Raw genomic sequence first — 22,465 nt, 5'->3', positions numbered from 1 at the left:
CAGAAGGTCAGGGGACGTCGTAGGCGAGCAGCACCTTTCCATCGTTCTGCACCAGCTCGAGCCGGGACAGGCTGTCGCTGCCGAAGTGGGTGACGCTATTCATCGTGAACTCGCCGCCCGGGGTCGCCTGCCAGGAGCCGATCTGATCGTCCTTCTCGCCGGGCCCGTAGGCGATCATGCGGAAGGTGGCCGGCTTCTTGGCGGTGGCGCTGTAGGAGCAGACGAGCTCCACCTTGGTGCCGCCGGGGGTGCTGGTCAGCCGCACCGAGGCGGAGACCGGCGACGACCTCTGCATCGCGGTCATCGCGACGGCGGGACCGGCCGGTGGGGCGGCGGGGGCCGCGTTGTCCCGCGTCCAGGCGAACACCCCGACGCCGATCAGCGCGACGAGCACCGCGGCCGCGGCGGTGCTCATGACCCGTACGCGGAAGGTCTTGGTCTTGCCGCTCTTGCGACGCTTGGCATCGGGCGCGAGCGTCTGCCACTCGCTGGTCGCCCAATCGCGGAAGGCCGCCCCCGGGTGCCCGTCGCCGCTGGTCAGCGTCGGGTCGAGCAGCTTCGCGAACTCCCTCGCGTCGAGCCGGGACAGCAGGTCGGGCAGGGCCGAGATGTCGGCGACAGCCTCACGGCAGAACGAGCACGTGGCGAGATGCCCCTCGTACGCCGCTCGTTCCGCCGGCGACAGGGCGCCCAGCACATACGCCCCGTCGTCGTGCTCGTGCTCGCAGTGCACCCGTCACCACCCTCCGCCGATGTCCCCCTTGCAACCTGTCTTACGGGAGGGAGGCGCCGGAGGTTCAACGGAAGATTAGGTCTGCACGTCAGGCCGTGGCGGACTCGCCCGCGGAAAGCGCCTCGGCCACGTTGCGGGCGGCCGCGGTCAGCTTCGCTCGCACGACGCGGGCGGAGGTGAGCATCTCGGCGGCCGGCAGCGCACACGCCAGCACCAGGCGGCGCTCGATGTCGCGATCGGCGATGACCAGCACCGAGGCACAGGCCAGCCCCTGCCGCCACTGACCCATCTCGAGCTGCATGCCCCGTCGCTCACCGGCGGCCAGGTCGGCCTCGAGCGCCTCGGGCGTGGTGAGCGTGGCCGGGGTGAACGCCCGCATGCCGTAGTCGCGCAGATATCGCGCCCGCTGATCCGGAGTGAGCGTCGCCAGCAACGCCTTGCCGAGCGCGGTCGCGTGGCCGCCCTCGTCGAAGCCGGGCGACATGTCGTCGATGAACGGCGACCGGGCGCCCTCGGCCGACGCGGTCACCGCGATCCGGCCGCCGACGAAGCGACCCAGGTAGTGGCTGTAACCACTGTCGAGCGCGGCGCGCCGCAGCGCCTCCCCCACCGCGGGCGGGCCCCGGAAGGCGGAGACCAGCTCCCGATACCTGTCCGCGATCTCCAGGCCCACGATGTACGTGCCGTCCTCACGGCGGATCACGTAACCCTCGTAGGCCAGAGTGCGCACCAGGTGGTACGTCGTCGCGACGGTCAACTCGCACCGTCGCGCTATCTGCTTCACGGTGAGTCCGCGGGGTGCCCGGCCGACCGACTCGAGCACGCGCAGGGCGCGTGACACGCTCCGAATCAGGTCGGACGGCTCCGCCAGGGGGTCGCGCACAGCTACCTCCGACGCCAGGGACTTACACCATATGAATAATCTTCCTCCGAGGGAATGCCAAAACCATGTGGATCACGATCGATTTGCACGAGGCGTGTGGTCATTAGCACTCTGAGCGCACGGATGCATTCTGTCGGCTTAGTCTGCGAGTGATGGCGAAGCTCAAGATCTTTTCTCCGCCGAGCACGCCGACCAGCGCGTTCCGCGCATCCACCTCCGCGCTGACGACGACGATCGCGGTCAGCGTCCCGGTCTTCCTCGTCGGCGGACTCGCCGTACAGATCGGCGACGAACTCGAATTCAGCCCCGCCGGGCTCGGGCTCGCGGTGTCGGCGTACTTCGGCGCCAGCGCGCTCGCCTCCATCCCGGCCGGCAATCTCGTCGAGCGCTACGGCGCGGCCCGGGTCTCCCGCGGCGGGATCATTCTCGCGGTGGCCTCGTTGCTGGGCGTAGCGGCCTTCGCGAATACATTGTGGAGTCTCATCGCGATCCTGGCCCTCGGCGCCGGGGCCAACGCGATGGGCCAGCTCGCCAGCAACACGACGCTGTCCCGGCACGTGCCGCCGCGCCGGCAAGGCCTCTCGTTCGGCATCAAACAGGCCGCCATCCCGGTCGGCACGCTGCTGTCGGGCGCCGCGGTGCCGGCCGTCGCGCTCACCCTGGGCTGGCGGTGGGCCTTCGTCTTCGTCGCCGCGCTGGCCGCCTCGGCCCTCCTGCTCGTGCCGGCCGAACCGGCGGCCGCCCGGCGCCCGGCCGCCAAACCGGCCAGACGGGCCACGGGCGCGCTGATCGTCGTCGGGGTCGCGGCCACCCTCGCCGCCGCGTCCGCCAACGCGCTGAGCACGTTCCTGGTCGATTCCGCGGTAGCTCGCGGTATTTCTCCGGGTCCGGCCGGTCTGTCCCTCACGCTGGGTAGCGCGGTCTGCGTGGTCGCGCGGATCCTGGGCGGGTGGCTCGCCGACCGTCGGCCCGACCGGACGATCGCGGTCATCGCCGGCCTGCTGCTGACCGGGGCCGCCGGCCTGACCCTCCTCGCCGTGCCGGGCGACCTGCCGCTGGTCGCGGGCGTGGTGCTCGGCTTCGGTTTCGGCTGGTCATGGCCGGGGCTGATGAACTTCGCGGTGGTGCGGCTGCATCCCCAGGCACCGGCTGCGGCCACCTCGATCACGCAGACCGGGGTGTATGCGGGGGGCTGCATCGGGCCGCTCGCCCTGGGGACCCTGGCCACGGCTACGAACTATTCGACCATGTGGTTCGTCGCGGCCGGCGCCATGCTCGCGGCGGCCGGGGCCATGCTGCTGGGGAGCCATTTGCTGCGCGCCTCGGCCGGCAGCGGATCGTAGCCACCGCCATGGGCGCCGCGGGGCTGGGCGCATTCTCCGCCTGCGGGGTCTAAGCATCGTCCGGCTCTGCCCGCTGCATGCGCGGGCTGAGCACTGTCTGAGCGCAGTCGCTGGCCGCTGGGTCCGACCGCGCTCGCTGCCTGCGCGGGCTGCTCACCGTCCGAGCGCAGTCGCTGGGTCCGACCCTGCTCGCTGCATACGCGGGCTGCTCACTGTCCGACGCAGTCGCTGGCCGTGGGGTCCGACCCCGCCCGCTGCATACGCGGGCTGAGCACCGTCCGAGCGCAGTCGCTGGCCGCAGGGTCCGACCCCGCCCGCTGCATACGCGGGCTGCTCACCGTCCAAGCTCAGTTGCTGGCCGCGGGGGCGGATAGGAGCCGCGGCGACGCGGCCCGGGTGACCACCCGCCACGGCCGGAGCCCGCGCTGCGGCCCGGTGGCTCACGCAGGCCGCGAGGCACCCCCGGGGGCCACCCTGCCTGCGGGTGTGGGAGCCGACGAGTCGTACGTCTTCGATCTTGGCCGCTTTTCAAGATCGCTGAGCAGCCACCACCTCCCCCGCCCACCCAAGGGAAAAAGCGGGGTCACCCTATCGCTGGGGCGGGGCTCGAAACGGAGTTGTCCACAGGTGCGGATCGGATGAAATCGGGGATATCCACAGGGGCGGTTCGGGCAAATGGCGTACGTGTGCCAGATCTCGAATTTGATCTTGCTGCCAAGACCCCTGGGGCCGAAGTCGTCGGACCCATGTGGCATCGTGAAAGCGTGGTGAGCACCGGTGACATGACGCTCTCGTCGCTCGGCCTCGACATCGATCCCGCGGTCGATGAGTCGGTGTCGGCGACGCTGACCGCCGTCGAAGAGGCGCTGCGGGCCAACGTGGCCAGCGCCGACCCGCTGGTGGCCGAGGCTGCGCGGCATCTCGCCGACGCGGGTGGCAAGCGGTTCCGGCCGATGCTGGTGGCCCTGGGCGCCCAGTTCGGCGACCCGTCGGCCCCCGAGATCATCGCGGCGGCAAATGTGGTGGAGCTGACCCACCTGGCCACGCTCTATCACGACGACGTCATGGATGAGGCGCCCGTGCGCCGCGGCGCCCCGAGCGCGAATGCCCGCTGGGGCAACTCGGTGGCCATCCTCGTCGGCGACTATCTGTTCGCCCAGGCGGCCGACCTGGCGGCCTCGCTCGGCCCCGAGGCGGTGCACCTGCAGGCGCGCACGTTCGCGCGGCTCGTGCACGGTCAGATCGCCGAGACGGTGGGCCCCCGCGGCAGCGACCCCATCGAGCACTACCTGCACGTGATCACCGAGAAGACGGCGTCGCTGATCGCCACGTCGGCGCGGTTCGGCGGGCTGTTCTCGGGCGCCCCGGCCGAGCACGTCGAGGCCCTCGCGGGCTATGGCGAGACGATCGGCATCGCCTTCCAGCTCTCCGACGACCTGCTCGACATCGCCTCCGAGTCGGTGCAGTCGGGCAAGACGCCCGGCACCGACCTGCGTGAGGGCGTGCCGACGCTGCCGGTGCTTTACGCGCTGGCCGGTGACGACACCGACGCGTCGGCAGTGCGCCTGCGCGAGCTGCTGGCCAGCGGCCCGATCACCGATGACGACCTGCACGCCGAGGCGCTCACGCTGCTGCGCGAGTCCGCCGCCATGAAGAAGGCGCGCGAGACGGTGCGCACCTATGCCGAGGAGGCGCGGGCCCAGCTGGCCCCGCTGCCCGACAGCGGCGCGAAGCGGGCCCTCGAGGGCCTCTGCGACCACATCGCCGACCGCACAAGCTGAAGCGGCCGCACAAGCTGAAGCGGCCGCACAAGCTGAAGGGGCCCCGGCTGGCAACCAGCCGAGGCCCCCGCAACACACCAGCTAGCGGACGAACTGCGCCGCGTCTCGAGTCAGGTCGATCAGCGGCGCCGGCATCACACCCAGGGCGAACGTCGCGGCGACCCCGATGACCAGGGCGGCCGAGGTCAGGAAGCCCGGGATGGAGACCGTCGGCGTCGACTCGCCAGGCTCGGAGAGCCACAGCATGACGACCACCCGCAGGTAGGGGAACGCCAGCAGCATGCTGGTGACCACACCCACGATGACCAGCCACGTCTGGCCGCCCTCGACGGCCGCCCCGAAGACCGCGAACTTGCTGGTGAAGCCGCTGGTCAGGGGGATGCCGGCGAAGGCCAGCAGGATGAACGTGAAGGTCGCGGCGAACAGCGGGCTCTTGCGGCCCAGGCCGGCCCAGCGGGCGAGGTGGGTGGCCTCCCCGTCGGCGTCCCGCACCAGGGTCACCATGCCGAAGGCGGCGAGCACCGAGAAGCCGTACGCCACCAGGTAGAACATCGTGCCGCTGAGGCCCTCCTCGTTGAGCGCGAGGACGCCGACCAGCAGGTAACCGGCGTTCGCGACCGACGAGTAGGCCAGCAGGCGCTTCATGTCGGTCTGCGTGACCGCGAGGATCGCGCCGACCAGCATCGTGAGCACCGCGATCGCGCCCAGCACGGGCTGGAAGTCCCAGCGCACGCCGTCGAAGGCGACGTACAGGATGCGCAGCAGCGCGCCGAACGCGGCGACCTTGGTGCAGGCGGCCATCAGCGCGGTGATCGGGGTCGGGGCGCCCTGGTAGACGTCCGGCGTCCACACGTGGAACGGCGCCAGGGCCGCCTTGAAGAGCAGACCGATCGCGATCATGGCCAGGCCCGCGTAGAGCAGGATCTGGCTGCGCTGCGGGTCGACCACGGCCGCGTGCACCTGGCTGAGCGAGATTCCGCCGGAGAAGCCGTAGACGAGCGCCACGCCGAACAGGAAGAACGCCGACGCGTACGAGCCGAGCAGGAAGTACTTGAGCGCGGCCTCCTGGCTGAGCAGGCGGCGCCGGCGGGCCAGCGCGCACAGCAGATAGAGCGGCAGCGAGAAGACCTCGAGCGCGATGAACATGGTGAGCAGGTCGTTCGCGGCGACGAAGAGCATCATGCCGCCGAGCGCGAACAGCGTGAGCGGGTAGACCTCGGTCATGCCGGGCTGGTCGCCGGCCTGCTTGAGGTCCTTCTGCGAGCCCACCGTGATCGCGGCCTGCGAGACGAACGGGCCGCCCCGCTCGACCGAGCGCTCACCGATCAGCATCAGCGAGACCAGGCCGAGCACCAGGATCGCGCCCTGCAGGAAGACCGTGGGGCCGTCGACGGCGACCGCGCCGCCGATCGTGATCTTGCGGGTGCTGTGCTGGACGATCACGGCCACGAACGCCGCCGTGACGGCGAGGAAGCCGAGGGTCAGCTGGATCGGGTTGCGGGACCGGCGGGGCGTGAACACCTCGATCAGGATGCCGACGCACGCCGCCCCGAAGAGGATCAGCATCGGCAACAGCGCGCCGTAGTCGATGCTGGGTAGTTGGAGGTCCTCCATGGCTAGCGCGCCACCCTTTCGTTAGCGACGACCGCCGTCGGCCCCGGATCCTCGACGCCGACGTCCTGCATGGTCGCCTGGACCGCCGGGTTGATCACGTCGGTGACCGGCTTGGGATAGAAGCCGAGCAGGATGATCAACAGGATGAGCGGGGCCACCACGACCTTCTCGCGAAGCGTGATGTCCTTCTTCATCTCCGGCACCTCGGTGAGGGCCGGATTGAGGGTGCCCTGCGTGGTGCGCTGCACCATCCAGAGCACGTAGGCGGCGGCCAGGATGATGCCGGCCGTGGCCACCACCGCGTACGCCGGGTGCACGGTGAAGGTGCCGATCAGCACGAGGAACTCGCTGATGAACGGCGCCGTGCCGGGCAGCGCCAGCGACGCCAGACCGGCGAAGAAGAACACCCCGGCCAGGACCGGGACGAGCTTGCCGGCGCCGCCGAAGTCGCTGATCAGGTTGGAGCCGCGGCGGGCGACGAACATGCCGACCACGATGAACAGCAGACCGGTCGCGAGACCGTGGTTGACCATGTAGAGCACCGAGCCGGTGCCGGCCTGGGTGGTGAACGCGAAGATGCCGATGCCGATGAAGCCGAAGTGCGCGATCGACGTGTACGACACCAGGCGCTTGAGATCGTTCTGGCCGACCGCGAGCAGCGCGGCGTAGATGATCCCGATGACGCCGAGCACCAAGGCGGCGGGCGCGAACCAGCGGGACGCCTCGGGGAACAGCGAGAGGCAGTAGCGCAGGATCCCGAACGTGCCGACCTTGTCCATCACGCCGACCAGCAGCGCCGCGGCGCCGGCCGGGGCCGCACCACCGGCGTCCGGCAGCCAGGTGTGGAACGGGAAGAACGGCGCCTTGATCGCGAACGCCACGAAGAAGCCGAGGAACAGCCAGCGCGCGGTGTCCTGATCGATCGAGCCGGCCGCCTCGGCCAGCTTGGCCCAGTCGAACGTGTGCCCGCCGACCACCCACAGCCCGATCACCGCGGCCAGCATGAACAGACCGCCGACCAGGCTGTAGAGGAAGAACTTGACCGCCGCGTACTGGCGGCGCGGCCCGCCGAACGACCCGATGATGAAGTACATCGGGATCAGCATGACCTCGAAGAACACGTAGAACAGGAAGATGTCGGCGGCCGCGAAGACGCCGATCATCGTGAACTCGAAGGCCAGCAGCAGCGCGAAGTAGACCGGTGCGGAGCGGTTGCTCTTCTCCACGTCGTGCCAGGACGCCAGGATCACGACCGGGAACAGGATCGCGATCAGCATCAGCATGACCAGCGCGATGCCGTCGGCGGCGAACGTGAACCGGGCGTCCCAGGACGGGATCCAGGCGTACGACTCGCGGAACTGGAAGCGGTCACCGTCCACCTGGAAGGCGATCCACATGAGGACGCTCAGCACCAGCACGACCAGCGACCAGGCGAACGCCACGGTCTTGGCCAGCTCGGCCTTGTGCCGGGGGATGAACGCCACCGCGATGGCGCCCACCAGGGGCAGCAAGGTCAGGATGGAGAGAAACGGGAAGTCTTTCACGCCAACCACCCAAGCTGGATCGCGAGGAAGGCGCCGACGACCACGACGGCACCGGTGAGCATGGAGAGGGCGTACGAGCGGACGAAGCCGGTCTGCAACCTGCGGAGCCGGCCGGAACTGCCGCCGACCCCCGCCGCGATCCCGTTGACCAGACCGTCGATGCCCCGGTTGTCGAGGTAGACCAGCGCCCGGGTCAGATAGATGCCGGGCCGCTCGAACACCGCCTCGTTGAACGCGTCGGTGTAGAGGTTGCGGCGGGCCGCGGTGACGACCACGCCGGCCGGCTGCTCCTGCAGGGCCGTGCCCCGGCGGAACATCGCCCAGGCCAGACCCGCGCCCGCCACCGAGATCACGATGCCGAGGATCTGGATCAGCGTGTGCGGGATGACCGCCTCATGGTGCGCCTCCTCGGGGCCGAATACTGGCTCGAGCCAGCCGGGCACCGAGGTCGACATGAGCCAGCCGGCGCCGATCGAGCCGAGGGCCAGCAGCATCAGCGGCACGGTCATGATGAACGGCGACTCGTGCGGGTGCTTGTTGTCCTCGGTGTACCGCTCGGGGCCGTGGAAGGTCAGCACGAACAAGCGAGTCATGTAGAACGCCGTCAGGCCGGCGCCGAGCAGGGCCGCCATGCCGTACAGCCAGGACGTCCAGTCGCCGCGCTCGAAGGCCGCCGCGATGATCGGTTCCTTGGAGAAGTAGCCGGACAGCGGCGGGATGCCGATGATCGCGAGCCAGCCCATCATGAAGGTGAGCCAGGTCCACTTCATGTATTTACGCAGGCCGCCGAAGCGCCGGATGTCGACCTGGTCGTGCATGCCGTGCATGACCGAGCCCGCGCCGAGGAACATGTTGGCCTTGAAGAAGCCGTGCGCCAACAGGTGGATGATCGCCAGCGCGTACGCCCCGCCGCCGAGCCCGACGCCGAGGAACATGTAGCCGATCTGGCTCACGGTCGACCAGGCCAGCACCCGCTTGATGTCGTCCTTGGCGGCGCCGATGATGCAGCCGATCAGCAGCGTGAGCGCGCCCACGCTGACCACGACCGTCTGCAGCGTGGTGTTCGCCGTGAAGATCGCGTTGGAGCGGGCGATCAGGTAGACGCCCGCGGTCACCATCGTCGCCGCGTGGATCAGGGCCGAGACGGGGGTCGGGCCCTCCATCGCGTCGGGCAACCAGGCCTGCAGCGGGAACTGACCGGACTTGCCGGCCGCGCCCAGCAGCAGGAGCAGACCCATGATCAGCACGGTGGTCGAGCTGAGCGCGCTGACGTTGCCGAAGACCTCGTCGTACTGGGTGGTGCCGAGCGTGGCGAACATCATGAAGATGCCGATGGCCAGGCCGGCGTCGCCGACCCTGTTCATCAGGAACGCCTTCTTGCCGGCGGTGGCCGCGGACGGCCGGGTGTACCAGAACGAGATCAGCAGGTACGACGCGAGACCCACGCCCTCCCAGCCGAAGTAGAGCATCACGTAGTTGTTGCCGAGGACCAGCAGCAACATCGCCGCGACGAAGAGGTTGAAGTAGGCGAAGAACTTCCGCCGGCCCGGGTCGTGCTCCATGTAGCCGACCGCGTACAGGTGGATCAGCGATCCGACGCCCGTGATCAGCAGGACGAAGACACCGGCCAGCGGGTCGAACAGCAACCCGAAGTCGACATGCAGATTGCCGACGGCGATGAAGTCCCACAGGCTCAGCTCGGCCGACCGCTGTTCCGGGTCGAGACCGCGCAGGCTGAAGAAGAAGATCAACCCAAGCACGAAGGAGGCTGCCACCGCGAGGACGCCGAGCCAGTGCCCCCACTTGTCGGCCCGCTTGCCCAGGAACAGCAAGATCGCGGCGCTGACCAGCGGAATGGCGATGAGCAGCCAGATGCCGCTCAGCGCCCCCGTCGCGTGGGCGTACTCCACTGTTGGTTCCACGTGAAGGCCCCTTTAGTACTTCAGAAGGTTCGCGTCGTCGACGCTCGCCGAGCGCCGCGTACGGAAGATCGACATGATGATCGCGAGACCCACCACGACCTCGGCGGCCGCGACGACCATCACGAAGAACGAGATGATCTGGCCGTCCAGGCTGCCGTTGATCCGGCTGAAGGTGACCAGGGCGAGGTTCGCGGCGTTGAGCATGAGCTCGATGCACATGAACAGCACGATCGCGTTGCGGCGGACGAGCACCCCGGCGGCGCCGATGGTGAACAGGATTGCCGCGAGCACCAGGTAATACTCGGGAGTCACTTCTCAGTTCCCTTCGGTGCCGCCTCGTCCGCGGTGAGCTCGCGGATCGGCAGGATCGGGGAGATGCTGCGCTCGGAGCCGTTGCCGTCGGGCAGCCGCGCGGGGGCGGCGACCGACATGGTGTTGGCGTAGACGCCGGGACCGGCCTTGGGACCGGGGTAGTTGCCCGGCCGGAACCGCTCCTTCATCCGGGTCAGCTGGTCGACCGCGTCCTCCTTGGCCTTCTCGACGTGGGCCAGGATCATCGCGCCGACCGCGGCGGTGATCAGCAGCGCCGAGGTGACCTCGAAGGCGAAGACGTACCGGGTGAACAGCAGTGAGGCGAGGCCCTGGACGTTGCCGTCCGCGTTCGCCTCGGTCAGCCCGATCGTCGGGACGTCGCCCAGCGAGCGGGCCAGCCCGGCCCCGATCAGGGCGGCCAGGCCGACACCGAGCAGGATCGCGGCGACCCGCTGGCCGCGGAGCGTCTCGATCAGCGAGTCCGAGGCGTCCCGGCCGACCAGCATGAGCACGAAGAGGAACAGCATCATGATCGCGCCGGTGTAGACGATGATCTGCACCGCGCCCAGGAACGGCGCCGAGTTGACCACGTACAGGAAGCCCAGGCAGAGCATCGTGACGACCAGCCACAGCGCCGAGTGGACCGCGTTGCGGGCGATCACCATGCCGAGGGCGCCGATCACGGCGAGCGAGCCGAGGATCCAGAAAGCGACCGCTTCGCCGGTGGACACGTGGTCCATCACACGGCCTCCTTAGCGGCTTGCCCCGAAGCGTCCTCGGCCTCGTTGGTCGCCCACGGCGCCCGCTCGGCACCCGCCGAGGTGCCCGGGTTGCTGAGCGCGCCGACGTAGTAGTCCTTGTCGGTCTCGCCCAGGCGCATCGGGTGCGGCGGCTGCTCCATGCCGGGCAGCAGCGGGGCCAGCAGCTCCTTCTTCGTGAAGATCAGATCCTGCCGGCTGTCGCGGGCCAGCTCGTACTCGTTGCTCATGGTCAGCGAACGGGTCGGGCAGGCCTCGATACAGAGCCCGCAGAAGATGCAACGGGCGTAGTTGATCTGGTAGATCCCGGCGTAGCGCTCACCCGGCGAGAACCGCTGCTCGTCGGTGTTGTTCGCGCCCTCGACGTAGATGGCGTCGGCCGGGCAGGCCCAGGCGCACAGCTCACAGCCGATGCACTTCTCCAGGCCGTCCGGGTGCCGGTTGAGGATGTGCCGGCCGTGGTAGCGCGGGGCCGGCGTGGGCGGTGTGAACGGGTAGTCGGTCGTGATGACCTTGCGGAACATGTGCGCGAAGGTCACCCCGAAGCCCTTGAACGAGCCGGTGAACGTACCCACGTCACACCTCCTTGTTTTCTTCAGGAGACCCGACCGTGGCCGGGGCACGCTCGGCCACGGCCCGGCGGGCCCGTGGACTGGGAGGAACTTGTAGATCCATCGGTGGCACCGGGAAACTGCCCGGTGGTCTGGCGGCCAGCTCCTCCTCGATGGAGAGCTGCCTCGGCTTGCGGGCGGCCGGCCAGAGCATGGCGACCAGCAGGATCACGACCACGATGCCGACGATCGAGAACCACTTGGCCTGCTGCGAGAGCTCGTTGTTGGCGACCTTGACGTAGCTCAGGAAGAGGATCCACACCAGGTTGACCGGGATGAGGACCTTCCAGCCGAAGCGCATGAACTGGTCGTAGCGCATGCGGGGCAGCGTGGCCCGCAGCCAGATGAAGCCGAAGAGCAGCAGCAGCACCTTGGCGAAGAACCAGATCAGCGCGAAGTAGCCGGAGTTCGCGCCCTCCCAGAACCACGTGATCGGCCAGGGGGCCCGCCAGCCGCCGAGGAACAGCGTGGTGGCGAACGCCGAGACGGTGATCATGTTGATGTACTCGGCCAGGAAGAACAGCGCGAACTTGAACGACGAATACTCGGTGTGGAAGCCGCCGACCAGCTCGGACTCGGCCTCGGGCAGGTCGAACGGCGCGCGGTTGGTCTCGCCGACGGCCGCGATGCAGTAGATGACGAAGCTGGGCAGCAGCAGCACCGCGTACCAGCTCGGGGTCGTCACCTCCCAGCCGAACAGGTTGACCGGGTTGCCGTGCGCCTGCGCGGCGACGATCTGCGACGTGCTCATCGAGCCCGCGGTCATGAACACCGCGACGATCGACAGACCCATCGCGACCTCGTACGAGATCATCTGGGCGCTCGACCGCAGACCACCCAGCAGCGGGTAGGTCGAGCCGGAGGCCCAACCGGCCAGCACGACGCCGTAGACCGCCATCGACGAGCAGGCGAGCAGCACGAGCACCGAGACCGGCACGTCGGTCAGCTGCAGCGCGGTCTGGTGGCCGAACATGTTGACCACGCCGCCGAACGGGATGACCGAGAACGCCGTGAAGGCGACCGTCGCCGAGATCACCGGGGCGATGAAGTAGACGACCTTGTCGGCCGTCTTCGGGATGATCTCCTCCTTGAACGGCAGCTTGACGCCGTCTGTGAGGCTCTGCAGCCAGCCCTTGGGCCCGACCTGGTTGGGGCCGGGCCGCACCGCCATCCGGGCCACGACCTTGCGCTCATAGTTGATCGTGAAGAGCGTCAACAGGAGCAGCAGGACGAAGACGCCGAACAGCTTGATCAGCGTGATCCACCAGACGTCGTTCTCGAACGTCTGCAGCGTCGGATCCACGGCGTGGGCCGCGAGAATCGACGTTTTCATGCCTTGACCTCCGACGACGCGAGGATCGGGCCGCTGCGCCCGGCGGTGAGCCGGACGACCGCACCCGCGGTCACGCCGAGGCTGCGGCCGACGGCCGACCCGGGCGAGTTGGTGGGCAGCCACACCACGCCGTACGGCAGGTCGGTGATGACGGCCGGCAGGGTGATCGCGCCGCGGTCGGTGCCGACGGTGAGGGCGTCGCCGTCGGTCACGCCGAGCGACTTGGCCAGCACCTTGCCGATCCGGACGACCGGCGGCCGGGCGGTGCCGGCCAGCGCCTCGTCACCCTCGAGCAGCGAGCTCTCGTCGATCGCGTGGTGCCAGGTGGCCAGCACGGCCTCGTGCTGGCCGACGGTGGGCAGCGCCGCCGCCGTGACCGTGGGGGCCGCCGGGCGAGGCGCCTTGGTGAGCGGCATCGCGCCCAGCTCGCGGCGGATCGCCAGCACGTCGCCGGTGGCCAGCGTGACGTCCATCAGGGCGGCGACCGCCTCGAGGACCCGGCCGTCGGTCATCGACGTGCTCGGCAGCACCGTGCCGAAGGACCGCAGCCGGCCCTCCCAGTTCAGGAACGTGCCGGACTTCTCGGCGGCCGGGGCGATCGGGAGCACCACGTCGGCGCGGCGGGTGACCGCGCTGTGCCGCATCTCGAGGCTGACCACGAAGCCCGCGTTGTCGAGCGCCTGCTCGGCCAGGCGCGGGTCGGCCAGGTCGCCCGGGTCGACGCCGCCGACCAGCAGGCCGCCGAGCTCGCCCGCGGCGGCCGCCGCGACGATGCCGTTCGTGTCGCGACCCAGCCGGCTGGGCAGCGCGCCCGCCTCGACGTCCCAGGCCAGCGAGAGCTCGGCGCGGGCCGCCGGGTCGCCCACGGGGCGGCCGCCGGGCAGCAGGTTGGGCAGGCAGCCGGCGTCGATCGCGCCGCGGTCGCCGGCCCGCCGGGGCACCCACGCGAGGCGGGCGCCGGTGCGGGCGGCCAGCGCGGCCGCGGCCGACAGGCCACCCGGCACGGTGGCCAGACGCTCGCCGACCAGCAGCAGCGAGCCGGGCGCGGCGAGCGCCGCGGCCACCGCCGCGTTGTCGGTCAGCACCCGGGCCTCGTCACCTGGAACCGTCGGCACCAGGGTCGCGCCCATCTTGCCGAAGCCTCGGGTGAGGAACGGCGCGACCGCGGTGACCTGCAGCTTCTTGCGCAGGTGGCCCTTGCGGAGGCGCAGGAAGAGGATCCCGCTCTCCTCCTCGGGCTCGAGGCCGACGATCACGGCCGATGGGGCGTTCTCGACGTCGGTGTAGGTGACGTCGGAGACCCCGGCGACCGAGGCGGCCAGGAAGTCGGCCTCCTCGCCGCTGAGCGGGCGGGCCCGGAAGTCGATGTCGTTGGTGCCGAGGGCGACCCGGGCGAACTTCGCGTACGCGTACGCGTCCTCCACCGTGAGCCGGCCGCCGGTCAGCACGCCGACGCCCTTGGCCTTGGCCGCCTTCAGCCCCTCGGCCGCCGCCAGCAGAGCCTCGCTCCACGACACCTCGCGCAGCTCACCGGTCGCGGCGTCGCGCAGCAGCGGGTTCATGATCCGGTCATTGGCGACCTGATACTGGAAGCCCCAGCGGCCCTTGTCGCAGTTCCACTCCTCGTTCACCGCCGGGTCGTCACCGGCCAGCCGGCGCAGCACCTTGCCGCGGCGGTGGTCGGCCCGCAGCGAGCACCCACCCGCGCAGTGCTCGCAGGTGGTGGGCGTGGAGACCAGGTCGAACGGGCGGGCCCGGAACCGGTATTGCTCGCCGGTCAGCGCGCCGACCGGGCAGATCTGGATCGTGTTGCCCGAGAAGTACGAGTTGAAGGCGACGTCGCCCTCGCCCTCGCCGACCTGGCCGTCGCCGGTGCCCGTGCCGCCGAAGAAGTCGTCACGGTAGACGTTGATCTGCTCGCCGGACGAGCGGTCCATCAGGTCGATGAACTTGTCGCCGGCGATCTCCTCGGAGAACCGGGTGCAGCGCTGGCAGAGGATGCAGCGCTCACGGTCGAGCAGCACCTGGCTGCTGATGTGGATCGGCTTCTCGTACTCGCGCTTGTGCTCGTGGAAGCGCGAGTCGGCCCGCCCGTTGCTCATCGCCTGGTTCTGCAGGGGGCACTCGCCGCCCTTGTCGCAGGTCGGGCAGTCCAGCGGGTGGTTGGCCAGCAGCAGCTCCATCACGCCGCCCTGCGCCTTGGCCGCGACCTCGGAGGTGAGCTGGGTGCGCACCACCATGCCCTCGGCCACCGTCTGGGTGCACGAGGCGACCGGCTTGCGCTGGCCCTCCACGTCGACCAGGCATTGGCGGCAGGCGCCGGCCGGGGCCAGCAGCGGGTGGTCGCAGAACCGCGGGATCGCGATGCCCATCCGCTCGGCGACCCGGATGACCAGCTCGCCCTTCTCGGCGGTGACCTCGATCCCGTCGATGGTGAGCGTGACGGTATCTGTCTTCTTGGCTACGTCCGTCATCAGTGCGCCCCAACCAGAGCCTTGGCGGACAGCCGCGGGGCGGTCCGGCCCTCGATGTAGTCCAGGTAGTCCTGGCGGAAGAACTTGAGCGTCGACATGACCGGAGTCGCGGCGCCGTCGCCCAGGCCGCAGAACGACCGGCCGAAGATGTTGTCCGCCGTGTCCTGCAGGGTGTCGAGATCCTTGTACGTGCCCTCGCCGCTGAGGATCCGGCGATAGGTCCGCACCATCCAGTAGTTGCCCTCGCGGCACGGGGTGCACTTGCCGCACGACTCGTGGTGGTAGAACTCCAGCCATCGCCACGTCGAATAGACCGGGCAGTCCTGGTCGCTGAAGATCTGCATCGCGGTGGTGCCCAGGATCGACCCGGCCGCGGCCACCCCCTCGAAGTCCATCGGGGTGTCGATGTGGTCGGCCGTGAGCAGCGGGGTGGACGACCCGCCCGGGGTCCAGAACTTCAGGTTGTGCCCGGGCTTCATGCCGCCGGCCAGCTCGATCAGCTCGCGCAGCGTGATGCCCAGGCCGCACTCGTACTGCCCCGGGTTGGCGATGCGGCCGGAGAGCGAATAGATCATCGGGCCGGACGACTTCTCCGTGCCCATGCTCTTCCACCAGTCGGGGCCGCCGAGCACGATGTACGGCACGCTCGCGATCGTGCCGACGTTGTTGACCACGGTCGGGCTGGCGTACAGGCCCGCGATGGCCGGGAAGGGCGGGCGGAGCCGGGGCTGGCCGCGGAAGCCCTCCAGCGAGTCGAGCAGCGCCGTCTCCTCGCCGCAGATGTACGCGCCGGCGCCGCTGTGCACGACCAGCTCGAGGTCGAAGCCCGAGCCCAGGATGTTCGTGCCCAGGTAGCCCTTGGCCTTCGCCTCCTCGACCGCGTTGCGCAGGCGGCGGGCGGCGTGCACGGCCTCGCCGCGGATGTAGATGAACGCCCGGTTCGCGCGGATCGCGTACGAGGCGATGATCGCCCCTTCGATCAGCGAGTGCGGGTCGTACGTCATCAGGGGCAAGTCCTTGCAGGTGCCCGGCTCGCCCTCGTCCGCGTTGATCACGAGGTAGTGCGGCTTGCCGTCGCCCTGCGGGATGAAGCCCCACTTGAGACCGGTCGGGAAGCCCGCGCCGCCGCGGCCGCGCAGACCCGAGTCCTTGATCAGCTGAATCAGGTCGTCGGGGTGGACGTCGAGGGCCTTGCGGAGCGCCGCGTAGCCGTCGAGCCGCTCGTAGACGTCCATCTTCCAGGCGTCCGGCGACAGCCAGCGCTTGGTGAGGACAGGGGTCAGCTTCTGCAGAATCTCACGCCGCGGCTGAGTCACTTCGCCTCCTCGGTACGGGCGGTGTCCCCGGCGGGCTTGCCGTCGCCGGCAGGCTCATTGGACGCGGTCCCGGCGGCCTCGGCCGGGTTCGACGGCACGGGCTTCTTCTCGTCGGCCGTCCCGGTCTTGTCGGGCGTGCTCGCGTCGGGGTTGCGCTGCTCCGCCGTACGGGTCTGGGGGTCCTTGACGTCACCGGCGTGGGTCGTCTTGCCCGCGTGCCCGGGGGTGACGCTGCTGACGGCGCTCTTGACCTTGTCGACCACCGTGGCGACCTTGCCGCGGCTCTCCTCGCGCGGGGAGGGCTTCGTCTTGGTGATCGGCGTGTCCGGGTTGAAGTCGGCGACCGCGATGCCGTGCTCCTGGGCCAGCGTCACGCCGCGCAGGGTCGGCGCCCCGGCCACCCCGTCGGCGACGGCGCCCGCCCGCGGCTCGGCGAACCCGGCCAGCTGGACCTGCATCTCCTTGAGCGAGCAGATGCGCGCGCCCCGGCTGGGCGTGGGCCGCTCGCCGTTGCGCAGCTGGTCGACCAGGCCGACCGCCGCGGCCGGGGTGGCCTCGTCGATCGCGAAGTCGTAGTTGACCGTCACGACGGGCGCGTAGTCGCAGGCGGCCAGGCACTCGGCGTGCTCCAGCGTGATCCGGCCGTCGGCCGTGGTCTCGTCGTGCCCCACCCCGAGATGCTCGGACAGCTCGTCGTAGACCTGCTGACCGCCGAGGGTGTTGCACAGCGTGTTGGTGCAGACGCTGACCAGGTATTCACCGGTCGGGCGGCGCTTGTACATCGTGTAGAACGTGGCGACCGCGCCGACCTGGGCCTTGTTGATGCCCAGGATCTCGGCGCAGAAGGCCACCCCGTTCGGGCTGACGAACCCCTCCTCGGTCTGCACGAGGTGGAGCAGCGGCAGCAGCGCGGAGCGGCTGCGGTCGGCCGGGTAACGAGCGATGACCTCGAGCGCCGCGGGAAGCAGCTTCTCGGCCAAGGGAGCGGCGGCGGGGGAAAAGTCCACCGTGGTGTCAGTCATTAACGGTCACACCCACCCATCACGGGGTCCAGGGACGCGCCGCCGGCGATCACGTCGGCCAGCAGCGCACCTTCGGCCATCGCCGGGATGGCCTGGAGGTTCACGAAGCTCGGGTCCCGCATGTGGACCCGATAGGGATGGGTGCCACCGTCGGAGACGGCGTGGACGCCCAGTTCGCCACGCGGGTGCTCGATCGCGACGTACACCTGGCCCGGCGGCACCCGGAAGCCCTCGGTCACGAGCTTGAAGTGGTGGATCAGGGACTCCATCGACTGGCCCATGATCTTGGCGACGTGCTCGAGCGAGTTGCCCATGCCGTCCAGACCCACGGCCAGCTGCGCGGGCCAGGCGATCTTCTTGTCGGCGATGAAGATCGGGCCCGGGCGGAGCCGGTCGAGCGCCTGCTCCACGATCTTGAGGGACTCGCGGATCTCGGCCAGGCGCACCTGGTAGCGGCCCCACACGTCGGCGGTCGTCGCGGTCGGCACGTCGAACTCGTAGTTCTCGTACCCGCAGTACGGCATCGTCTTGCGCAGGTCCCAGGCCAGGCCGGAGGCGCGCAGGACGGGGCCGGTGACGCCCATCGCGAGGCAGCCGGTGACGTCGAGGACGGCCACCCCCTGCGTACGCTCCTGCCAGATGACCTGGCCGGAGAGCATGGCCTCGTACTCCTTGAGCTTCTTGGGCAGATACACCAGGAAGTCGCGGATCTTCTTGATCGCCGACTCCGGGATGTCCTGCGCCACGCCGCCCGGGCGGAAGTACGCGTGGTTCATCCGCAGGCCGCTGGTCTCCTCGAAGATGTCGAGGATGTACTCACGCTCGCGGAAGCCGTACAGCATCATCGAGATGGCGCCGAGCTCCATGCCCGTCGTGGCCAGCCACACCAGGTGCGACGAGATCCGGTTGAGCTCCATGAAGAGCACCCGGATCGTGTTGGCCCGCTCGGTGATCTGGTCGGTGATGCCGAGCAGCTTCTCGACCGCGAGGCAGTAGCCGGCCTCGTTGAACAGCGGGGCCAGATAGTCGGCGCGGGTCACGAACGTCGTGCCCTGGGTCCAGTTGCGGTATTCGAGGTTCTTTTCGATGCCGGTGTGCAGGTAGCCGACGACCGGCCGGACGTCGGTGACCGTCTCACCCTCGAGCTCGAGCACCAGCCGCAGCACGCCGTGCGTGGACGGGTGCTGCGGACCCATGTTGACGACGATCTTCTCGTTGCTCAGCGGGTCGACACTGCCGGTGACGGTGTCCCAGTCGCCGCCGGTGACCGTGAAGACGCGGCCCTCGGTGGTCTCCCGCTCGCTTGCGTATCCGGACTGTGTCATTGGTAGACCCTCCGCTGGTCAGGAGGCGGAATCTCGGCGCCCTTGTACTCGACGGGGACGCCGCCGAGCGGGTAGTCCTTGCGCTGCGGGTAGCCCTCCCAGTCGTCCGGCATCAGCACCCGCGTCAGGTTCGGGTGACCCGTGAAGATCACCCCGAACATGTCGTACGTCTCCCGCTCCTGCCAGTCGGCGGTCGGGTAGGCGCTGGTCACGCTGGGGACGCTGCCGCCGGCCGGGATCGCGACCTCGAGGCGTACGCGCCGCCGGTAGGTCATCGAGGTCAGGTGGTAGGTCACGTGCAGGCGGCGGGAGTCGCTGTTGAGGTAGTCCACGCCGGAGACCGAGGAGCAGAGCTCGAAGCGGAGCGCCTCGTCGTCCCGCATGATCTGCGCGACCTCGGCGATCCGCTCGGCCTTGATGTGCAGGGTCAGCTCGTCGCGGTCGACGACCACCTTCTCGATGGCGTCGGCGAAGCCCGGGTAGGCCTCCTCGAGCGCGTCGGTGACCTCGTCGAAGTAACCCCCGTACGGCTTGGGGCTGCCGACCGACTCGGGGCGGTGACGCACGAGGCCGCCGAAGCCGGAGACGTCACCGGTACCGGTGATGCCGAACATGCCCTTCTGCGGGCTGGCCGGGGTCTGGGCCGGGGCGCCGAGGTTGGCGCCGTCCGGGCTGCTGGGTTCGACAGTCACTTGCCGTCCTCCCGGAGGTGCGGCTGGAGCTTCATCCAGTTCTCGATGCGCAGCTGCTCCTCGCGGCCTTCCTTGACCGCCTGGGTCCACTCCGCACGCCGGGCCTTGTCCACCCGGTACGACGACGGCATCGCGCCCGGGGCGACGATCGGCATCTTGCCCTCGGCCTTGCGGGCCTCCAGCATCTTCTTGCCGTTCGGGCCGAGCGGGGCGGCCATGACCTTCTCGCGCATCTTGAGGATGGCGTCGATCAGCATCTCGGGCCGCGGCGGGCAGCCGGGCAGATAGATGTCGACCGGGACGATGTGGTCCACGCCCTGCACGATCGCGTAGTTGTTGAACATGCCGCCGGACGAGGCGCACACGCCCATCGAGATCACCGAGCGCGGCTCGGGCATCTGGTCGTAGATCTGGCGGACGACGGGCGCCATCTTCTGGCTGACCCGGCCCGCGACGATCATCAGGTCGGCCTGGCGGGGCGAGGCCCGGAAGACCTCCATGCCCCAGCGGCCCAGGTCGTAGTGCGGGCCGCCGGCCGCCATCATCTCGATGGCGCAGCAGGCCAGACCGAACGTGGCGCCCCAGAACGAGGACTTACGCGCCCAGTTCGAGACCTTCTCGACGGAGGTGAGCAGGATTCCCGCAGGGAGTTTCTCTTCGATACCCATGACGCATCAGTCCCAGTTGAGTCCGCCGCGTCGCCACACGTAGGTGTAGGCGATGAAGACGGTGACGATGAAGAGGACCATCTCGACGAACCCGAACAGGCCGAGCGCTCCGAAGGAGACGGCCCAGGGATACAGGAAGATGGTCTCGATGTCGAAGATGATGAAGAGCATCGCGGTCAGATAGAACTTGACCGGGAACCGGCCACCGCCGACCGGCTGCGGCGCCGGCTCGATACCGCACTCGTACGCGTCGAGTTTGGCGCGGTTGTAGCGATGCGGGCCGACGATCGGGGCGATCGACACCGAGAACAACGCGAAGAGCGCGCCAAGGATCAGTAACCCGACGATCGGGACGTATGGGTTGATCGTCATCGTGTCTCCTGGTCGACTATTAGCTGGTTCACACTATTAGTCCGATTTGCTCGTGTCGGCCGCGGGGTGCTCATACGGCCGGTGCGACCTTGGTCAGGCCGTTGATGATCCGGTCCATGCTGTCGCCGCCACGCGGGTCCGTGAGGTTGGCCAGCAGCTTCAGAACGAATCGCATCAGCGTCGGATGCGGCATGCCGTGTTTCGTGGCAATCCGCATGATCTGAGGATTGCCGATCAACTTCACGAATACGCCACCAAGGCGGTAATAGCCGCCGAACCTGAGGCTGAGCTCCGTGGGATAGGCCCGCAGCGCGCGCTCACGGTCGGCGCCGGCGGGCCGGGCGAGCGCCTGCACCGCGACCTCGGCCGCCAGCTCGCCGCTCTCCATCGCGTACGCGATGCCCTCGCCGTTCATCGGGTTGACCATGCCGCCGGAGTCGCCGACCAGCATCAGGCCGCGCGTGTAGTGCGGCACCCGGTTGAAGCCCATCGGAAGCGCGGCGCCGAGGATCGGCCCGTCCGCGTTCGACTCGTCGCGCATGCCCCAGTCGGCCGGCGTCCCGGCCAGCCAGTCGGTCAGCATCGCGCGGTAGTTGGTCTTGCCGAACGCGCTCGAGCTGTTGAGAATGCCGAGGCCCACGTTCACCCTGCCATCCCCCATGCCGAAGATCCAGCCGTATCCGGGGAGAAGGCGCTCGCGGTCGGTCGCGCTGCGCAGCTCGAGCCAGGACTCGAGATAGTCGTCGTTCGCGCGCACCGGCGAGTGGTAATAGCGCCGGACGGCCACGCCGAGCGGACGGTCGTCGCGCTTGGCCAGGCCCATGGCGATGGGCAGTTTGCCCGAGACGCCGTCGGCCGCGATGACCAGCGGGGCACGGAACTCGACGGGCTCCTTGCCCGGGCCCACCTTGGCCGTGACGCCGATCGCGTGGCCGTCGTCGTCCAGCACCGGCCCGGTGACGTTGGTGTTCGTGTGCAGCACGGCGCCCGCCTCGACGGCCCGCCGGGCGAGCATGTCGTCGAAGTCGAGCCGGGTCCGCACCAGGCCGTAGTTGGGGAAGCTGGCCAGATCGGGCCAGTCCAGCTCGAGCCGGACGCCGCCGCCGATCACCCGGAGGCCCTTGTTCTGCAGCCAGCCGGCCTTTTCCGAGGTGTCGACGCCCATTCGCACCAGCTGGCGGACGGCACGCGGGGTGAGACCGTCGCCGCAGACCTTCTCGCGCGGGAACTCGGTCTTCTCCAGCAGCAGGACTCTGAGCCCGTGCCGCGCCATGTGATAGGCCGCCGCAGATCCTCCCGGACCTGCACCGACGACGATGACATCAGCCTCGTCGGCTATTCGCCCGGATGGTACTTGGTTGCTCACACCACACCTCCGTCTCGCAGCAGCTCGTGAAACAGTTCACAAGCATGCCCAAGTCGGAGTCTAGGACGGCCATTGAAGGTCGTTCGGGTTAGGGGAACCTAACTGTTTCGGCCGGGTGAATTGCCCGACGTCAGTACCCTGTCCGCGGCCTCCCGCGCCTCACCGTCCAGGTAGTCCCGGAAGTTGCCGCCCATGGCCTTGTCGAGCGCGACGATCAGGTTGTCGACCAGCTCCTGAGCCAGGTCGGGATCCTCGGCGGCGACCATCCGGAGCCGGGTGGCCAGCTCCATGCCCCGGCGCTCGCCGGCGTCGCGCTCGTCGATCGCGATGTCGATGTCCGTGTCTTCGAGATGCCCGAAGGTCGTCATTCCCCGAGCCAAACAGGCCTTCTACCGT

At 69.3% G+C, this 22,465-nt stretch carries 20 protein-coding genes; 2 read left to right on the top strand and 18 right to left on the bottom strand.

Annotated features, from left to right (window positions below):
- Positions 1–7: 7 nt before the first annotated feature.
- Complete coding sequence (locus tag JKJ07_RS42345) at positions 8–733, bottom strand: anti-sigma factor family protein (RefSeq protein ID WP_202997667.1); 726 nt, start codon at positions 731–733, stop codon at positions 8–10.
- A gap of 88 nt (positions 734–821) precedes the next feature.
- A complete protein-coding gene (locus tag JKJ07_RS42340; protein WP_202997666.1) occupies positions 822–1,616 on the bottom strand; it encodes an IclR family transcriptional regulator in 795 nt (264 codons plus the stop codon).
- Between the two features lie 152 nt (positions 1,617–1,768).
- On the opposite strand from JKJ07_RS42340, the gene JKJ07_RS42335 reads away from it, so the two are divergent.
- Positions 1,769–2,959, top strand: coding sequence for an MFS transporter (locus JKJ07_RS42335; RefSeq protein WP_202997665.1), 1,191 nt, complete (start codon positions 1,769–1,771; stop codon positions 2,957–2,959).
- A gap of 746 nt (positions 2,960–3,705) precedes the next feature.
- Positions 3,706–4,740, top strand: a complete 1,035-nt coding sequence (locus tag JKJ07_RS42330) for a polyprenyl synthetase family protein (RefSeq protein WP_202997664.1) — start codon at positions 3,706–3,708, stop codon at positions 4,738–4,740.
- Positions 4,741–4,821: 81 nt separating this feature from the next.
- On the opposite strand, the gene nuoN is transcribed toward JKJ07_RS42330, so the two are convergent.
- The 16 genes from nuoN to JKJ07_RS42250 all read right to left on the bottom strand — a co-directional run bounded on the left by nuoN (position 4,822) and on the right by JKJ07_RS42250 (position 22,437).
- A complete protein-coding gene (gene nuoN, locus JKJ07_RS42325) occupies positions 4,822–6,354 on the bottom strand; it encodes an NADH-quinone oxidoreductase subunit NuoN (protein WP_202997663.1) in 1,533 nt (510 codons plus the stop codon).
- 2 nt (positions 6,355–6,356) lie between these two features.
- Complete coding sequence (locus JKJ07_RS42320) at positions 6,357–7,898, bottom strand: NADH-quinone oxidoreductase subunit M (protein WP_202997662.1); 1,542 nt, start codon at positions 7,896–7,898, stop codon at positions 6,357–6,359.
- A complete protein-coding gene (gene nuoL, locus JKJ07_RS42315; RefSeq protein WP_202997661.1) occupies positions 7,895–9,820 on the bottom strand; it encodes an NADH-quinone oxidoreductase subunit L in 1,926 nt (641 codons plus the stop codon). Before nuoL ends, JKJ07_RS42320 begins: the two co-directional genes overlap by 4 nt.
- Positions 9,821–9,832: 12 nt before the next feature.
- Complete coding sequence (gene nuoK / locus JKJ07_RS42310; RefSeq protein WP_184954117.1) at positions 9,833–10,132, bottom strand: NADH-quinone oxidoreductase subunit NuoK; 300 nt, start codon at positions 10,130–10,132, stop codon at positions 9,833–9,835.
- A complete protein-coding gene (locus tag JKJ07_RS42305) occupies positions 10,129–10,872 on the bottom strand; it encodes an NADH-quinone oxidoreductase subunit J (RefSeq protein WP_202997660.1) in 744 nt (247 codons plus the stop codon). The genes nuoK and JKJ07_RS42305 overlap by 4 nt, the downstream gene beginning before the upstream one ends.
- On the bottom strand, positions 10,872–11,465 hold the full coding sequence (nuoI, locus tag JKJ07_RS42300; protein ID WP_202997659.1) for an NADH-quinone oxidoreductase subunit NuoI: 594 nt from the start codon (positions 11,463–11,465) through the stop codon (positions 10,872–10,874). The genes JKJ07_RS42305 and nuoI overlap by 1 nt, the downstream gene beginning before the upstream one ends.
- 1 nt (position 11,466) lies before the next feature.
- Positions 11,467–12,834: an NADH-quinone oxidoreductase subunit NuoH gene (gene nuoH, locus JKJ07_RS42295; RefSeq protein ID WP_202997658.1), complete on the bottom strand. Its 1,368-nt coding sequence runs from the start codon at positions 12,832–12,834 to the stop codon at positions 11,467–11,469.
- Positions 12,831–15,308: an NADH-quinone oxidoreductase subunit G gene (locus JKJ07_RS42290; protein WP_202997657.1), complete on the bottom strand. Its 2,478-nt coding sequence runs from the start codon at positions 15,306–15,308 to the stop codon at positions 12,831–12,833. Before JKJ07_RS42290 ends, nuoH begins: the two co-directional genes overlap by 4 nt.
- On the bottom strand, positions 15,308–16,624 hold the full coding sequence (nuoF, locus tag JKJ07_RS42285; protein WP_202997656.1) for an NADH-quinone oxidoreductase subunit NuoF: 1,317 nt from the start codon (positions 16,622–16,624) through the stop codon (positions 15,308–15,310). The genes JKJ07_RS42290 and nuoF overlap by 1 nt, the downstream gene beginning before the upstream one ends.
- Positions 16,621–17,646, bottom strand: coding sequence for an NADH-quinone oxidoreductase subunit NuoE (gene nuoE, locus JKJ07_RS42280; RefSeq protein ID WP_202997655.1), 1,026 nt, complete (start codon positions 17,644–17,646; stop codon positions 16,621–16,623). Before nuoE ends, nuoF begins: the two co-directional genes overlap by 4 nt.
- Entirely contained in the window at positions 17,646–18,971 is a 1,326-nt protein-coding gene (locus JKJ07_RS42275; RefSeq protein WP_202997654.1) for an NADH-quinone oxidoreductase subunit D, read from the bottom strand. Before JKJ07_RS42275 ends, nuoE begins: the two co-directional genes overlap by 1 nt.
- Positions 18,968–19,585: an NADH-quinone oxidoreductase subunit C gene (locus JKJ07_RS42270; RefSeq protein WP_236030865.1), complete on the bottom strand. Its 618-nt coding sequence runs from the start codon at positions 19,583–19,585 to the stop codon at positions 18,968–18,970. The genes JKJ07_RS42275 and JKJ07_RS42270 overlap by 4 nt, the downstream gene beginning before the upstream one ends.
- 74 nt (positions 19,586–19,659) lie before the next feature.
- The gene (locus tag JKJ07_RS42265; protein ID WP_184954125.1) at positions 19,660–20,331 is read right to left on the bottom strand and encodes a NuoB/complex I 20 kDa subunit family protein; all 672 of its coding nucleotides are present in this window, start codon (positions 20,329–20,331) and stop codon (positions 19,660–19,662) included.
- Between the two features lie 6 nt (positions 20,332–20,337).
- On the bottom strand, positions 20,338–20,703 hold the full coding sequence (locus JKJ07_RS42260; RefSeq protein ID WP_133873576.1) for an NADH-quinone oxidoreductase subunit A: 366 nt from the start codon (positions 20,701–20,703) through the stop codon (positions 20,338–20,340).
- A 70-nt stretch (positions 20,704–20,773) separates the two neighbouring features.
- Complete coding sequence (locus tag JKJ07_RS42255) at positions 20,774–22,069, bottom strand: geranylgeranyl reductase family protein (RefSeq protein WP_202997652.1); 1,296 nt, start codon at positions 22,067–22,069, stop codon at positions 20,774–20,776.
- A gap of 98 nt (positions 22,070–22,167) precedes the next feature.
- A complete protein-coding gene (locus tag JKJ07_RS42250; protein WP_202997651.1) occupies positions 22,168–22,437 on the bottom strand; it encodes a hypothetical protein in 270 nt (89 codons plus the stop codon).
- Positions 22,438–22,465 lie beyond the last annotated feature (28 nt).

Source organism: Paractinoplanes lichenicola (assembly GCF_016785085.1).
Taxonomy (GTDB): Bacteria; Actinomycetota; Actinomycetes; order Mycobacteriales; family Micromonosporaceae; genus Actinoplanes; species Actinoplanes lichenicola.
The sequence above is the reverse complement of the archived record's forward strand: the minus strand, read 5'-3'. Positions and strand labels throughout refer to the sequence as shown.